This is a genomic window from Thalassovita mangrovi (assembly GCF_009857745.1).
Taxonomy (GTDB): domain Bacteria; phylum Pseudomonadota; class Alphaproteobacteria; order Rhodobacterales; family Rhodobacteraceae; genus Thalassobius; species Thalassobius mangrovi.
In genome coordinates, this window is the sequence record NZ_WWEN01000005.1 from 18,215 (window position 1) to 31,896 (window position 13,682).

Sequence of the window (13,682 nt, forward strand, 5' to 3'; positions counted from 1 at the left end):
GGACATCGCGATGCCCTCGCCTCCCACGCTCGGTGCCGCCCTGGGGCGGCGTTCAACTCAGCCCTGCTTGGTGACCTGAGTGAAATCCAGTTCGACCGGGGTTTCGCGGCCGAAGATCGACACCGAAACCTTCAGTTTCTGCGCGTCGTCGTCCACTTCCTCGATCATGCCGTCGAAATCTTCGAACGGGCCGTCGTTGACCTTCACCTTCTCGCCCACTTCGAAGCGGATCAGGGTGCGCGGCGCTTCTTCGCCTTCCTGCACCCGGTTCAGGATCTGGTTCACTTCCGCGTCGCGCATCGGCATCGGGCGGCCTTGCGGGCCCAGGAAACCGGTGACGCGGTTGATCGAATTGATCAGGTGATAGCCCTGGTCGCTCATTTCCATCCGCACCAGCACATAGCCGGGCATGAAACGGCGCTCGGTGGTGATCTTCTTGCCGCGGCGGACCTCGATCACTTCCTCGGTCGGAACCAGGACTTCTTCGATTTCATCCTGAAGCCCGTTTTCCTCGGCGGACTGACGAATCTGCTCGGCGACCTTCTTCTCGAAGTTCGAGAGAACGCTTACCGAATACCAACGCTTCGCCATCTTGATCCTGTCCTTGCATCCACGCGCCCGCCAGGGGGCCGAAAATTCCAATCAATTCCGGGCATTTGCCCGATCTCTCCCGGAAATAAAAAAGCGGCGTGCAACTCGAATCGCCGCACGCCATTTCCGGATGAGGCCTGTCACCTACCCCCGAACCCTCAGGAATTCAAGAGAAAAGGCGCCAAACCGCGCCGGCCGGGATCAGCCGAACAGCGTCAGCAGACCGCGCAGCCCACCCTTGATCGCCAGGTCGACCAGCGCAAAGAAGATCGCGGTCACCGTCGCCATGAGGAACACCATCACGGTGGTCAGCAGAACTTCGCGGCGGGTCGGCCAAGCCACCTTGCCCACTTCGCTGCGGACCTGCTGGATGAACTGAAGCGGATTTGTGCGTGCCATGCGTCTTCTTCTCTCTCTCGAATGGGCCGCAGATACGCGTATCGCGGCCCGATTTCAAGGGGGCTCAGCCCGGCAGCGTGCCGGTCAGCACGTAACGCAGCATCTCGACCACCTGGCGCGGCTCCTCGGCCACGGCCAGCGCGGCGGCGTCGACCTCTTTCAGCGCGTGCTGGTGATCGGGCCCGTGCAGCACGATCAGCGACTTGCCAAGCGCCGCGGCATAGCCCGCGTCGAAGGCCGCGTTCCACTGCTTGTATTTCTCGCCGAAGCGCACCACGACGATATCGGCATCCTCGATCCCCTTGCGGGTGCGGATCGCGTTCAGCTTGGCGCCCTTGTGATCGTGCCAGAACTTGTTCGGCTCCGCCCCCATGATCGCCACGCCGCAATCGTCGCTGGCGTCGTGATCGGTCACCGGCGCGCTGAATGCGACATCCAGCCCCTGCGCGCCCGCGATGATCTGTTCGCGCCAATCGGTGTGAATCTCACCCGACAAATACACTTTCAAAGCCATTGGACCCTCCGTCTTTGGGCCCGTATCTATCGCCCCCGGCCGCCAAAGCCCAGCCTCATGGCCCGGGCCAGATGGTCACAGTTTGCGCGCCACCAGGTAACGGGCCGGCGGCTTGGCGGGGAAATTGCCCGCCTCGACGATCTTGAACCCGGCCCGCTCCAGCGCGCCTTCCAGCTCGGCCACCTTCAGGAACCGCACGAAGGGCGCCTTGCCCAGCATCTGCATCAGGGGCAGCGCCAGCATCAACAACCGCAACTTCAGCGCCCCGCCGCCCTCGGCCAGGCAGACGGTTTTGGAAATGAACAACCCGCCGGGCCGGACCATCTCGCCGATCTGCGCCAGCGCCTTGTCGGTGTCTTCGATCAGGTGCAGCAGGTTGAAGGCCATCACCACATCATAGGGGTCTTCGCGCAGCCCTTCGTCATCGACATCGGCCTGCACGAAGCGGACATTGCCCGCCCCGGCCTCCGCCGCGCGGCGCTGGCCGATCTCCACCATGTTGGCCGACAGGTCGCTGCCCACCACCGATCCGGCCGCATCGCCCAGCTTGATCGCCGTGGTGCCGGTACCGCAGCCCAGTTCCAGCACCCGGTCGGTGTCCTGCAGATAGGACCGGGTCCGTCCCAGCGTGTATTCGTACGAATCCATGTCGGCAATCGGCGACTTGGCATAGCGTTCGGCGGTCTTGTCCCAGAATTTCGCGGCGGTGATCATGGCTGTTCTCCTATCTCGCCCCTGAATACCCATGCGAATACGCGATAGAAATTGCGGAAATCCGCAGGCGCATTATACACAAACGCATGAATGACAGCAGCCGCCAATTCGATTGGAACCATGTCCGCGCCTTCCTTGCCACCGCCGAGGAAGGATCGCTGTCGGCCGCCGCGCGCAAGCTGCACCTGACCCAGCCGACGCTGGGCCGCCAGGTCGCCGCGCTGGAAGACGAACTGGGCCTGATGCTGTTCGAACGGGTCGGACGCAGCCTGGTGCTGACCCGGGCGGGAACCGAACTGCTGGATCATGTCCGCGCCATGGGCGAAGCGGCCGACCGGGTGGCACTGGTCGCCTCGGGCCAGTCGCAATCGGTTGAGGGGCTGATCCGCATCACCGCCTCGGACGTGTTTTCCGCCTTCGAGCTGCCGCAGGCGCTGAAACGGCTGCGCCAGGATGCGCCCCGACTCAGCATCGACATCGTCGCCTCCAACGACATCCGCGACCTGATGCGGCGCGAGGCCGATATCGCCATCCGCAACGTGCGCCCCGAACAGCCCGACCTGATCGCCCGGCTGGTGCAGGAGGCGACGGCGAATTTCTATGCCTCGACCGATTACCTCAATCGCATGGGACGGCCGCAAAGCCCGGACGACCTGGTCGATCACGACTTCATCCATTACGGCGATGCCGAAGCGATGCGCGATTACCTCAATCCGATCGGCCTGCCGGTCACGCTCGACAATTTCCATATCGGCTCGAACAGCGGGCTGGTGGGCTGGGAACTCGCCCGCCAGGGCTTCGGCATCGTCGCGATGGACGATCAGCTCGCCCAGGGCACGCCCGGCATGGAACGGGTCCTGCCCGATCTCGAACCGATCGTCTTCCCGGTCTGGCTGGCGACCCACCGCGAATTGCATACCAGCCGCCGCATCCGGCTGGTCTTCGACCTGCTGGCCGACCACCTGTCGCGCGGCACCTGACCGCCCCTGCCCTTCTTCTGTTCAAAAATATCCCGGGGGAGTCGTGGCTTGCCACGACGGGGGCAGCGCCCCCTGCCCGCCCGCTATTCTCGCAGACGCGCCTCAGACCGGCACCAGGTGATTGTCCCAGACCAGCCCGGTTTCCGCCGCAACGCGGCTGAACCCGCCGCCCTGCCGGATCACCAGCCCGCCCGCAACCGTGACCGCCAGCTCGGCCCCCAGCGGCGCCACGCCGCTTGCCTGCGGCAGCGCCAATCCGCCCTTGGCCGCCCCGGTCCTGCCGTCGAAGACCAGCAGGTAATCGCCCTTGGGCCCGGTGACGAGGATCTCATCCCCGTCCGGCGAAAAGGAAATCGACCCGGCATAATGCTTCAGCCGCGCGGTGTCGGGGTGATCGGCATAGTGCAATTCCCCGCCGCGTTGGTGCAGCGCCAGCGCCGGCACCTGTTTCAGCGGTGATCCCTGCCATTGCAGCGCGATCGCCACCCGGCCTTGCGCATCCACGTCGATATGGCGGATCGAATTCTGCCGCTGCGCCTCGGGCGGCTCCACCATCTCCATCAACCGGCCATCGGCGCTCAGATAGCTCAGGTTCGGCCGCATCGTCGGCAGGTTCAGCTTGGCGCGGCCGAAATCGGGATGGGTCAGGATGCCGCCATTGGCCACCGCGAAACCGCCATCGGGCAGCCGGATGATTTCATGCGGCCCGATCCCGCCCGAAGGCAGGTCGTCGATCCGGGCGTAATCCGCGGTGTCCCAGACCCCCAACCGGCCCTCGCCCTTGTCGAAATCGTTTTCCGTGGTCAGCAGGTATCGCCCGTCCGCGGTGAAGGCGCCGTGGCCAAAGAAATGCCGGTCCTCGGGCAGGTCCAACCGCGCCTTTTCCCGCCCCGCCGGGCAATCCAGAACCACGCCATAGCGGCCCGGACGGCGGGCAAACGCCACCGCCTCGGCGCGGTGGGGATGGGCGGCGGCGGCATGGCCGCGCGCGGGCAGCGGCAGGCGGAACACCTCGGCCGCGTTCTGGTCCAGCGCCACCAGCCAGGCGCGCTTGGATGCGTCATTGGCCGCGGCCAGCAGTTTCGGTGCGCCCGCCTCGCTCCAGGCGGCCGATCCGATCAGCCCCGCGCCGGTGGTCAAAAGAAAATCCCTGCGTCGCATGTCAGTCTCCATCTGCCGGGCTGAACCCGGTATCCACGCCCAGGTTCGGGCCAATGTCCTGCGCCATGACGGACCGGATGTCATTGACCTTGGTCTGCAATCCTTCCACCCGAATCCGGTGCGCCGGGTCGGCCACCGCATCGGCAATCGGCGCGCCGATCTTGTCCATCCGGCTTCGGGCCTGCCCGATCACCTGCAACACCCAGGCGCGGTCGGGTTCGCGGATGTCACCAGCGAAACCGTGCTCGATCATGTCCGCGATGCCGTCGAGCTGGGCGCCGATGATGTCGACGGTGAGTCCCGAGCGCCAGGCTTCGGCCCGCTGCGGGTAGCTGCGCTCATAGCTGCCCAACGGGCGGCCCAGACGCTGATCGGCGATCCGGATCAGCCCGAAGTCGAGCGCGGTATACAGCGTCTTGGTGAATTCCGCCGCCGACAGGTAGACCGGGTTGTTCGGCCCCGCCGCGCGCGCCAGGTCGGCCCAGCCATCGGGGTCGAACCAATCGGCATACAGCGTTTCGGCGGTCTGGTGCAGATAGGCCGAGATGCCGATCACCGCCGGGCATTCCGGCGCCTCGGTGTAAAGCAGCATTTCCAGCGCGGGTAGCCCCTGCGCGGCGGCCGATCCGGCGGCCACGGTTGCCGGGTCGCGCTGCGCCTCGGGCGGCTGCGCCAGCAGCTCGCGCAGGGCGCGGCCGACGAAACCCTTCTTGTCGGGCCAGAAATTCACCGTCAGCGCGGCGGCGTTGGCCTCGACCGGGCCGAAATGATAGCTGTCGAGCGGGGCCCAGGCCAGCCAGGTGTCGCGGAAGGCCGCGATCAGATCCTCGCGCGGCGCGCCCGCGTCGCAATAGGCCACGGCGGTCTGCGCCAGGTGACCGGTGGCGTCGTTGAAGGCGCCGAATTCGCGCTCCAGCACCACCAGCGCCCGGCGGCGCAGCGCCTCGTGATCCACCTCGCCCCGGCCCGGTGCCCAATAGGGCAGGCCCGAATCGGGGCTATAGGCTCCCTCCTGGGCAGAGGCGGTGGCGGCCATCAGAACGGCCGTCAGAAGCAGCAGGATACGTTTCATACTGGGACCTCTTTTCGGTTTTGAGCAGGGGCCGGTTGCCGCCCGCGGCGGAACGGGAACCGGCCCCTGTCGCTTTACTTGAACTCGACGCCTTCGCCCGATCCGTTCGGACCAAGCAACGCGATGGCGCGTTCGATATTGCGGGTCTGCGCCGTCAGCCCGTCGATTGCCGTCTGGATCAGCGCCCCCCCGGCATGATTTCCCGGGTCCAGCATCTGGTCATAGGCCATCCCGCCCTCGGCCGTCGTTTTGATCGCGCTCAGCGCCGTCACCGTATCGGTGATGTCCGACATCAGGTTGTCGGCCAGCGCCGGGTCGCGTTCGGCGATCACGTCTTGCAGCGAGGGACCTTCGACCACCGATCCGTCGATGCGTTCGTACCGCCCGGTATAGACGTTCCGGATGCCGATGCCGTCGTAATAGTGGCTGTTATGGGTGTTGTCCGAGAAGCAATCGTGTTCCTCCTCGGGGTCGTGCAGCAACAGGCCCAGCTTCATCCGGTCGCCCGCCATTTCGCCAAAGCTCAGCGATCCCAGCCCGACAAGGGCCATGACCAGACCCTGCTCAGGGTCTTCGCTGACCTCGGCGCGCGCGGCGCCGCCCTCGGCCCACAGCGCGACAGCGTCCTGCAGATCGGAAACCAGCAGATCGGTCGCCGCCCGCAGATAATCGGCGCGGCGGTCGCAATGGCCGCCGGTGCAGTTGGCAGTGTCGTAATCGCTGGCGGGCCGTGCGCCCGCGCCCGGGCCGGTGCCGTTCAGGTCCTGGCCCCAAAGCAGGAATTCGATGGCGTGGTAACCGGCGGCGACATTGGCCTCGACCCCGTCCAGTTCATGCAGCTCGCGCAGCAGGTCCGGGGTGATTTTGCCCGCGTCCAGTGTGCCGCCATTCAGCGCCAGCTGCGGATTGGCGATCACGTTGGCGGTGGCGAAGGGGTTTTCGTCATTGCCGCCCGCCAGCGGGTCGACATAATCGATCAGCCCCTCGTCCAGCGGCCAGGCGTTCACCTTGCCTTCCCAGGCGTCGACCTGGGGATTGCCGAAACGATAGGCCTCGGTCTGCTGATAGGGCACCCGGGCGGCCAGCCAGGCGTCCTTGGCCGCCTGCAGGGTGGCGTCGCCGGGCGCGGCGACAAGCGCGTCGACGGCGGTTTTCAGAACCTGTGCGCGGCTCAGGCTGTCCTCGTAACCGGCCTGCGCGATATCGGCGTAATTGTCGATCACTGCGTCAAGATCGGCGGCCATCGCTGCCGTGCCGAACGAGGCGGCGAAGGTGAAGGGAATAAGCAGGTGTTTCATGGCTGGGTTCCTTCGGTGTCTGTGAGTGTCTTCTGGACCGCCGCATCGGGCGGCCGATTGGAAAAAACGCCGCATGTCTGCCTAGTCGCGTTCCCCCACCTTCAGGCCAAGGGAACAGTTTGGGTCGACAATGTAAATGGGGGGCCACTGGCCCCCCAAGATCACGTGGAGGGAGACGCGATCAGCGCTTCCAGACCCACATCGCGTTGTTTTCGTGGTTGCCGGTGTCTTCACCGATCACCACCGAACCGTCGGCGCGCACAACGATGTTGTCCGGGTTCGAGATCGACTCGACCGGGCAGGCGTTCGGCTTGTTTTCCTTGTTGTAGCCGTGACCGGCAACGACCGGGACCATCTTGCCGACGTTGTACTTGGCGTCGAGCTTCATCTCGTAGACCACGCCGCACTTGTTTTCGGCCAGGTCGATATCGCCTTCGCCATCCGACATGGTCTTCGCGACTTCCGACATCGCCATGTACATGTAGGGCACCGAACCGTCAGCCGCGCCGGCGTAGTTGATGTTCACGCCTTCCATTTTGCGGAATTCGCCGGTTGCGCCCTTGGCGACGGCGGCACGGCGCGTTTCCAGGAATGCCACGCGGTTGTCGGCAGCGTCACCCGCGGCCCAGGTCGCCACGTCTTCGTCTGAGATGTAGCTGGTTTCACCGGCCTTGTGGGCTTCCATGCTGATGCCGTCGTAATCGCGGATCCAGGCGGCGATTTCGTCGTTCGACCCGTGCGCCAGTTCGACCCAGGAAATCTGCAACGCGGTGTCGGCGCTTTGCGCACCGGCGTCGCCCAGCTGGGTGATCTTGGCGGCGTAAAGCGTACCGGAGCTCAGATCGCCCGCGGTGTCGGCGACGAATTTGTAGAACACCACACCGGTGCCGTCATCGGACATGTAGGCGGTCTTGTTGTCGGGCATCACGACCGAGTTTTCGTGGCTGAAGCGGCCCATGCTGAAATGCTTGACCGGCATCGCTTTACCGGCGGGATCGGTGATCTCGACGATGTAGCCGTAGTCATAGGGGTTCGGATATTCGCCGCCCAGGTAGTCGGTCAGCAGCTTGGTGTCTTCGATATACTTGTATTCCGGGTTGTTCCACTCGGCGGTGTTGTCGAAATACAGTTCTTCCGAGGTCAGCGGGGTGTTCCAGGGCGACATGGTGCCGAAGCAGTTCACCCAGGTGCCGCGGACTGCGGAGAAGTCCAGCATCTTGGTCTTTGCCAGATCGGCCGACCAGGTGCCGTTTTCGGCGCGGGTCAGCAGCGCGCGGGACATGCCGCCGGGACGGTTTTCCCAGTTGGTGAACAGGAAACCCTGGTTGGGACCGGTGGGTAGGAAACCGTTGAAGTCGGGGTCGTTGGACACCAGCAGTTCCTTGCCGCCCTTCGACTTGATCACGCCGACCTTGCCGGCATCGCCTTCCTGCAGCAGGACCTGGTATTCGCCCAGCGACGACAGCACGACGGACTTGCCGGCATCGTCGGTCGGGACGGCCTGTTCGCCGCCGGCCCAGTTGGCATTGGCGATCACGCCGACCGAGGCACGGTTGAACTTGTTGCCCAGGTCGTTTTTCGGGTGCTGGATGTTGAAGAACAGGTCGGTGCCCTGTTCGTACATGCCGGTGATTTCCGCTTCCAGCGGAACGGTGACAATGCGGGTCAGGCTTTCCGCGACGGCGGTCGAAGCGATGGCGGTGGTGCCGAGCAGAACGAAAGCGGCAGCTACGCGACGAGTTTGCATGGAGTATCTCCCAAAACGGTGGAATGGGTCCCGGGAGGACCCCGGGACGCAGCGCCGCCTCTTAACCGGGTGCAAGTAACAGGGATGCGACGATCAGATGACAGATTGTAAACATTGCATATAAGGCGACATCCTGTCCCCCGCCCCGGCCCCCGGCAAAGCAAAAGGGCCACGCAACGCGCGGCCCTTTTCCAATTTCACAGCGTGGGGTTCCCCCGGCTTACCCGCGCAGGGTGCCGCCGGTCGCCTTCGACACTTTCTCGACGATCTTGGCGGCGACCGCCTCGATGTCCTTTTCCTTCAGCGTCTTTTCGGTCGGTTGCAGCCGCACGGTGATGGCGATGGATTTCTTGCCCTCGCCCAGGGACCCGCCGATGAACTGGTCGAAGACGCGCACGTCTTCGATCAGGGCCTTGTCGGCACCGGCGGCGGCGTTGACCAGCGTCAGCGCCTCGACCGTGTCATCCACCACGAAGGCGAAATCGCGTTCCACCGCCTGCAGGTCGCGCAGTTCCAGCGCCGGGCGGGTGGCCGATTTCTTCTTCGGCATCGGCACTTCCTCGGGCCAGACGGTGAAGGCCACGGCGGGGCCTTTGACGTCCATCTCGGCCAGCACCTTCGGGTGCAGCTCGCCGAAGACGCCCAGCACCTTTTTCGGACCAAGACAGACCTGACCGTGACGGCCCGGATGCCACCAGGCTTCGCCATTGCGGAAAATCTGCGCCTTGGCAGGCGCGCCGATGGCGGCCAGCACCGCTTCGGCATCGGCCTTGGCGTCATAGACATCGACCGCGCGCGACGCGCCATGCACGTCCTTCGGCCCGGTCCGCCCGATCAGCAGGCCGGTGATCTGCAACCGCTGTTCGCCCGGTTCCCCGCCCATGAAGGCGGGGCCGCATTCGAACAGCGCCAGATCGTGGAACCCGCGCGCCTGATTGCGTGCGGCGGCCTGCAACAGGCCCGGCAGCAGGTCGGGGCGCATATGGCTCATCTCGCTGGAAATCGGGTTGTCCAGCATGGTCGCATCGGACCCGCCGCCGAACAGTTCCGCCGATTTGCGATCGATGAAGGAATAGGTGACGCATTCGTTATACCCAAGCGCCGCCGCAGTGCGCCGCGCGATGGTTTCGCGCCGCTGCAGCGGGGTCTGGGTCGGCTTCGGCACGCTGACCGTCGGCCGCGCCAGCGGGATCGGTTCCAGCTTGGTCAGCGAGGCCACCCGCGCCACTTCCTCGACCAGGTCGGCCGGGCCCTGCACGTCGGGGCGCCAGCTGGGCACATGGGCCATGTTGCCTTCCATCCGGAAACCCAGACGGGTCAGGGTCTGGCGCTGTTCGGATTCGGGGATTTCCATCCCCACCAGCGATTGCACCCGCGCCGCGTCGAGCTTGTAGGCCCGGTCGGTATTGGGCACCGTGCCGGTCACGATCACGTTCGACGGCTCACCACCGCAAAGGTCGAGGATCATCTGCGTCGCATCCTCGATCGCCTGCATGTTGTAGGCCGGATCGATGCCGCGTTCGTTGCGGTAACGCGCATCGGAATTGATCTTCAGCGCGCGGCCGGTCTTGGCGATCTGGATGGCGTCCCAGATGGCCGCTTCAAGGAACACGTTCACCGTTTCCTCGGTGCAGCCGGTCGCCAGCCCGCCCATGATGCCGCCGATCGATTCGATACCGTTGTCGTCGGAAATCACCACCGCCCCTTCGGGGAAGGTGTATTCCTTGTCGTCCAGACCGATCAGCGTGTCGCCCGCCTTGGCGCGATGCACCCGCAGATTGCCCTGCACCTTGTCGGCGTCGAACACGTGCAGCGGCCGGTTGCGGTCATAGGTGAAGAAGTTGGTCACGTCGACCAGCGCCGAAATCGGGCGCAGCCCGATGGCCTTCAGCCGCTGTTGCAGCCATTCCGGGCTCGGCCCGTTCTTCACGCCCTTGATCAGCCGTCCGGCGAAGACCTCGCAGCCGTCGGTGGCTGCATCGTCGTCGATGGTCACGGTGATCGGCGACGGGAACTGGCCCTCGACCCGGGGCTCGTCCACAGGCTTCATCTCGCCCAGGCCACGCGCCGCCAGGTCACGGGCGATGCCGCGCACGCCCAGGGCGTCCTGACGGTTGGGCGTAATGGCGATCTCGATCACCGGGTCGACCTTGGCCGGGTCGTTCGCGGCCAGCCAGTCGGTGAACTTCTCGCCCACCTCGCCCGAGGGCAGTTCGATGATGCCGTTATGTTCGTCCGAAAGTTCCAGTTCGCGTTCCGAGGCCATCATGCCGTGGCTTTCGACGCCGCGGATGTTGCCGACGCTCAGCGTCACGTCGATGCCGGGCACGTAATCGCCGGGCTTACACAGCACCACGGTGATCCCTTCGCGCGCATTCGGCGCGCCGCAGACGATCTGCTTGTCGCCCTCGTCGGTTTCCACCGTGCAGACGCGCAGCCGGTCGGCATCGGGATGCTGTTCGGCATGCTTGACCTTGGCCAGCGTGAAGGAGGCCAGTTTCGAGGCCGGGTCCTCGACCCCTTCCACTTCCAGACCCAGATCGGTCAGGGCGTAGAGGATTTCATCCAGAGAAGCCTCGGTCTCGAGGTGCTCTTTCAGCCAGGAGAGGGTGAATTTCATTTGTTCACTCCATTATTGCGAGTGCCCAACTTCCCACCTAGGATATTGGGCGCGAATTCAATCGCAGTCGTTTTATCCAAATCTGAGCAAAGCAACCGATTTAGAGACTCTAGTTCAGAGTAAATGCCAGCTAAAGCTTGCCGCCGCGTAGTAAGGTCATGCAAAGCTGCCACATATCCAATGGCATCCTTTATCTTAAGTAGCTGAGCATTCACGCTCGGATTCTCGAAAAGCGCCACCCCATAGATTCTAGCCATTAACCGGCCGATAGCTTCGGAGGTCTCGCGGTTGTCCATCCCAAAAACACATGAGAACTTCATCGCTTGCTCAATATCGAAGTGCAGTTCGCGGTAGACTTCTCGCTTCTCTTTTCGCAGTTCAAAATTGTAGGTCAGTTTTCGCTGCCACCAAAAAACCAGTGTCGCAACAACTAGTGTCACAAACGCGGTTATTAGATAACCAACGATCACCTACTCAGCCCCCCATGCAGGGTGGGCACGTCAAGCGACGCAAACCCGTAATGGCGCAGCCAGCGCAGGTCGGAATCGAAGAACGCCCGCAGGTCGGGGATGCCGTATTTCAACATCGCCAGCCGGTCGATCCCCATGCCGAAGGCAAAGCCCTGCCATTCGTCGGGGTTCACGCCCGCCGCCTGCAGCACCTTCGGGTGCACCATGCCGGAGCCCAGAACCTCCATCCAGTCGTCGCCTTCGCCGATCTTCAGCTGACCGTCGACCCAAGAGCACTGGATATCGACCTCGGCCGAGGGTTCGGTGAAGGGGAAGTGGGAAGCGCGGAAACGGGTCTTGATGCCGTCGATCTCGAAGAAGGCGGCGAAGAATTCCTCCAGCACCCATTTCAGGTTCGCCATCGAAATGTCGCGGTCGATGGCAAGGCCCTCGACCTGGTGGAACATCGGCGTGTGGGTCTGGTCGTAATCGGAACGATACACCCGGCCCGGCGCGATCACGCGGATCGGCGCGCCCTGCTTTTCCATCGCGCGGGTCTGCACCGGCGAGGTATGGGTGCGCAGCACGTGCGGCGGGCGTTCGTCGGCCGCGTCGCGGTACATGTAGAACGTGTCGAATTCCTGCCGCGCGGGGTGGTGCGGCGGGATGTTCAGGCTGTCGAAATTGTACCAGTCGGTTTCGATCTGCGGGCCTTCGGCCACGGCGAACCCGAGGTTGGAAAAGATCGCGGCGATTTCTTCGCTGACTTGGCTGACCGGGTGGATGCTGCCCTGCCCGCGGCCACGGCCCGGCAAGGTCACGTCCAACCATTCGGTACGCAGACGCTCGTCCAGCGCGGCATCGGCCAGCGCGGTCTTCTTTGCCGCCAGCGCCGAATTGAGTTCATCCTTCAGCGCGTTCAGCGCCGGGCCGGCGACCTGGCGCTCTTCCGGGCTCATCTTGCCCAGCTCGCGCATCTTCAGGCTGACTTCGCCCTTCTTGCCCACCGCCTGAACGCGGATGTCTTCCAAAGCGGCTTCATCGCCCGCATCGGCGATGGCGCTGAGGTATTTCTGTTTCAGATCGTCCATCCGACCCCTCCAATTCCGTTGGGACCCTGCTACCCAGCACAGGCCCAAAACGCAAGAAGCCGCGAGACCCCAAAAGGTCCGCGGCTTCCTAAACTTTATCCCTGAGCGGGATTTACGCGAGCGCGGCCTTCGCCTTTTCGACGATGGCACCGAACGCTTCGGGTTCGTGCACGGCCAGATCGGCCAGAACCTTACGGTCCACTTCGATGCCGGCCAGGTTCAGGCCGTTGATGAAGCGCGAATAGGTCAGCGCTTCGTCATGCGAACGGACGGCTGCGTTGATCCGCTGGATCCACAGCGCACGGAAATTGCGCTTGCGGGCCTTACGGTCGCGAGTTGCATACTGGTTCGCCTTGTCGACCGCTTGACGGGCGACTTTGAAGGTATTCTTGCGACGGCCATAGTAACCCTTGGCTGCCTTGATGACCTTCTTGTGACGGGCGTGAGTCGTGGTACCACCTTTAACGCGGGACATATCTCAATCTCCTCTTACAGCTATCAGCGGTCGTAGGGCATGAAGCCCTTGACGATCTTGGCGTCGGGGGCCGACAGCGTGGTGGTGCCGCGTGCATCGCGGATGAATTTCTTGGTGCGTTTGATCATGCCGTGGCGCTTGCCTGCCTGAGCAGCCATAACCTTACCTTTGGCAGTCACCTTGAAGCGCTTCTTGGCGCTCGACTTGGTCTTCATCTTGGGCATTTTCGTCTCCTTGTCTTCTAACGATTACACGCGACTCGGCATGCCACTCCGGCCGGCCGCGCAGACAGGCCGCCCCTATACGCGGGCAAGGATAGGGTTGCAAGCGAAAATCAGTGCATCGCTCAGTGCATCACCATGCCGATGACATTGAGAAAGGCCATCGGCACGTCGCGCAGCTGATACTGCCAATCGTTCAGGGCGCAGGCATAGACGGTCAGCGCGGCCCCGATGGCAAGCAGCAGCCCCGACACCACGACCGGGCGGTGATCGCTCCAGGCGGAGACGACCGATGCCAAGGCAAAGACCGCCACCGCCAGCCCAATGACTAAAACAAAATCCGAATTCAT

15 protein-coding genes are annotated in these 13,682 nt (G+C 63.9%); 1 reads left to right on the top strand and 14 read right to left on the bottom strand.

Annotated features, from left to right (window positions below):
• Window positions 1-57: 57 nt before the first annotated feature.
• The 4 genes from nusG to GR167_RS12280 form a co-directional block, all read right to left on the bottom strand.
• Complete coding sequence (nusG, locus tag GR167_RS12265) at window positions 58-591, bottom strand: transcription termination/antitermination protein NusG (protein WP_160973882.1); 534 nt, start codon at window positions 589-591, stop codon at window positions 58-60.
• Window positions 592-792: 201 nt separating this feature from the next.
• A complete protein-coding gene (secE, locus tag GR167_RS12270) occupies window positions 793-990 on the bottom strand; it encodes a preprotein translocase subunit SecE (protein WP_160973884.1) in 198 nt (65 codons plus the stop codon).
• Between the two features lie 64 nt (window positions 991-1,054).
• Window positions 1,055-1,504 (bottom strand): YtoQ family protein, encoded by a 450-nt coding sequence (locus GR167_RS12275; RefSeq protein ID WP_160973885.1) that lies wholly within the window; start codon window positions 1,502-1,504, stop codon window positions 1,055-1,057.
• A 75-nt stretch (window positions 1,505-1,579) separates the two neighbouring features.
• On the bottom strand, window positions 1,580-2,218 hold the full coding sequence (locus tag GR167_RS12280; RefSeq protein ID WP_160973886.1) for a class I SAM-dependent methyltransferase: 639 nt from the start codon (window positions 2,216-2,218) through the stop codon (window positions 1,580-1,582).
• 86 nt (window positions 2,219-2,304) lie between these two features.
• On the opposite strand from GR167_RS12280, the gene GR167_RS12285 reads away from it, so the two are divergent.
• Window positions 2,305-3,198 (top strand): LysR family transcriptional regulator, encoded by an 894-nt coding sequence (locus GR167_RS12285; RefSeq protein WP_160973887.1) that lies wholly within the window; start codon window positions 2,305-2,307, stop codon window positions 3,196-3,198.
• Between the two features lie 102 nt (window positions 3,199-3,300).
• On the opposite strand, the gene GR167_RS12290 is transcribed toward GR167_RS12285, so the two are convergent.
• The 10 genes from GR167_RS12290 to GR167_RS12335 all read right to left on the bottom strand — a co-directional run bounded on the left by GR167_RS12290 (window position 3,301) and on the right by GR167_RS12335 (window position 13,682).
• A complete protein-coding gene (locus tag GR167_RS12290; RefSeq protein WP_235915950.1) occupies window positions 3,301-4,359 on the bottom strand; it encodes a DUF1513 domain-containing protein in 1,059 nt (352 codons plus the stop codon).
• 1 nt (window position 4,360) lies between these two features.
• Window positions 4,361-5,431 (bottom strand): imelysin family protein, encoded by a 1,071-nt coding sequence (locus GR167_RS12295; protein WP_160973889.1) that lies wholly within the window; start codon window positions 5,429-5,431, stop codon window positions 4,361-4,363.
• Window positions 5,432-5,505: 74 nt separating this feature from the next.
• Window positions 5,506-6,729: an imelysin family protein gene (locus tag GR167_RS12300; RefSeq protein WP_160973890.1), complete on the bottom strand. Its 1,224-nt coding sequence runs from the start codon at window positions 6,727-6,729 to the stop codon at window positions 5,506-5,508.
• A 181-nt stretch (window positions 6,730-6,910) separates the two neighbouring features.
• Window positions 6,911-8,476, bottom strand: coding sequence for a PhoX family protein (locus tag GR167_RS12305; RefSeq protein WP_160973891.1), 1,566 nt, complete (start codon window positions 8,474-8,476; stop codon window positions 6,911-6,913).
• Between the two features lie 220 nt (window positions 8,477-8,696).
• Complete coding sequence (pheT, locus tag GR167_RS12310; protein WP_160973892.1) at window positions 8,697-11,096, bottom strand: phenylalanine--tRNA ligase subunit beta; 2,400 nt, start codon at window positions 11,094-11,096, stop codon at window positions 8,697-8,699.
• Window positions 11,093-11,566: a hypothetical protein gene (locus GR167_RS12315; RefSeq protein ID WP_160973893.1), complete on the bottom strand. Its 474-nt coding sequence runs from the start codon at window positions 11,564-11,566 to the stop codon at window positions 11,093-11,095. The genes pheT and GR167_RS12315 overlap by 4 nt, the downstream gene beginning before the upstream one ends.
• Window positions 11,563-12,636 carry a phenylalanine--tRNA ligase subunit alpha gene (pheS, locus tag GR167_RS12320; protein ID WP_160973894.1) on the bottom strand — a complete coding sequence of 358 codons (1,074 nt, stop codon included), beginning with the start codon at window positions 12,634-12,636 and terminating at the stop codon, window positions 11,563-11,565. Before pheS ends, GR167_RS12315 begins: the two co-directional genes overlap by 4 nt.
• 112 nt (window positions 12,637-12,748) lie before the next feature.
• The gene (gene rplT, locus GR167_RS12325; protein WP_160973895.1) at window positions 12,749-13,111 is read right to left on the bottom strand and encodes a 50S ribosomal protein L20; all 363 of its coding nucleotides are present in this window, start codon (window positions 13,109-13,111) and stop codon (window positions 12,749-12,751) included.
• Between the two features lie 23 nt (window positions 13,112-13,134).
• A complete protein-coding gene (rpmI, locus tag GR167_RS12330; protein WP_160973896.1) occupies window positions 13,135-13,335 on the bottom strand; it encodes a 50S ribosomal protein L35 in 201 nt (66 codons plus the stop codon).
• A gap of 122 nt (window positions 13,336-13,457) precedes the next feature.
• On the bottom strand, window positions 13,458-13,682 hold the full coding sequence (locus GR167_RS12335) for a hypothetical protein (RefSeq protein WP_160973897.1): 225 nt from the start codon (window positions 13,680-13,682) through the stop codon (window positions 13,458-13,460).

What these genes read in the sequence shown, in the direction of transcription:
- nusG (WP_160973882.1), bottom strand. Translation starts at nt 591, where the DNA reads ATGGCGAAGCGTTGGTATTCGGTAAGCGTTCTCTCGAACTTCGAGAAG.
- GR167_RS12285 (WP_160973887.1), top strand. Translation starts at nt 2,305, where the DNA reads ATGAATGACAGCAGCCGCCAATTCGATTGGAACCATGTCCGCGCCTTC.
- rplT (WP_160973895.1), bottom strand. Translation starts at nt 13,111, where the DNA reads ATGTCCCGCGTTAAAGGTGGTACCACGACTCACGCCCGTCACAAGAAG.
- rpmI (WP_160973896.1), bottom strand. Translation starts at nt 13,335, where the DNA reads ATGCCCAAGATGAAGACCAAGTCGAGCGCCAAGAAGCGCTTCAAGGTG.
- GR167_RS12275 (WP_160973885.1), bottom strand. Translation starts at nt 1,504, where the DNA reads ATGGCTTTGAAAGTGTATTTGTCGGGTGAGATTCACACCGATTGGCGC.
- GR167_RS12280 (WP_160973886.1), bottom strand. Translation starts at nt 2,218, where the DNA reads ATGATCACCGCCGCGAAATTCTGGGACAAGACCGCCGAACGCTATGCC.
- GR167_RS12295 (WP_160973889.1), bottom strand. Translation starts at nt 5,431, where the DNA reads ATGAAACGTATCCTGCTGCTTCTGACGGCCGTTCTGATGGCCGCCACC.
- secE (WP_160973884.1), bottom strand. Translation starts at nt 990, where the DNA reads ATGGCACGCACAAATCCGCTTCAGTTCATCCAGCAGGTCCGCAGCGAA.
- GR167_RS12305 (WP_160973891.1), bottom strand. Translation starts at nt 8,476, where the DNA reads ATGCAAACTCGTCGCGTAGCTGCCGCTTTCGTTCTGCTCGGCACCACC.
- pheT (WP_160973892.1), bottom strand. Translation starts at nt 11,096, where the DNA reads ATGAAATTCACCCTCTCCTGGCTGAAAGAGCACCTCGAGACCGAGGCT.
- GR167_RS12335 (WP_160973897.1), bottom strand. Translation starts at nt 13,682, where the DNA reads ATGAATTCGGATTTTGTTTTAGTCATTGGGCTGGCGGTGGCGGTCTTT.
- GR167_RS12300 (WP_160973890.1), bottom strand. Translation starts at nt 6,729, where the DNA reads ATGAAACACCTGCTTATTCCCTTCACCTTCGCCGCCTCGTTCGGCACG.
- pheS (WP_160973894.1), bottom strand. Translation starts at nt 12,636, where the DNA reads ATGGACGATCTGAAACAGAAATACCTCAGCGCCATCGCCGATGCGGGC.
- GR167_RS12290 (WP_235915950.1), bottom strand. Translation starts at nt 4,359, where the DNA reads ATGCGACGCAGGGATTTTCTTTTGACCACCGGCGCGGGGCTGATCGGA.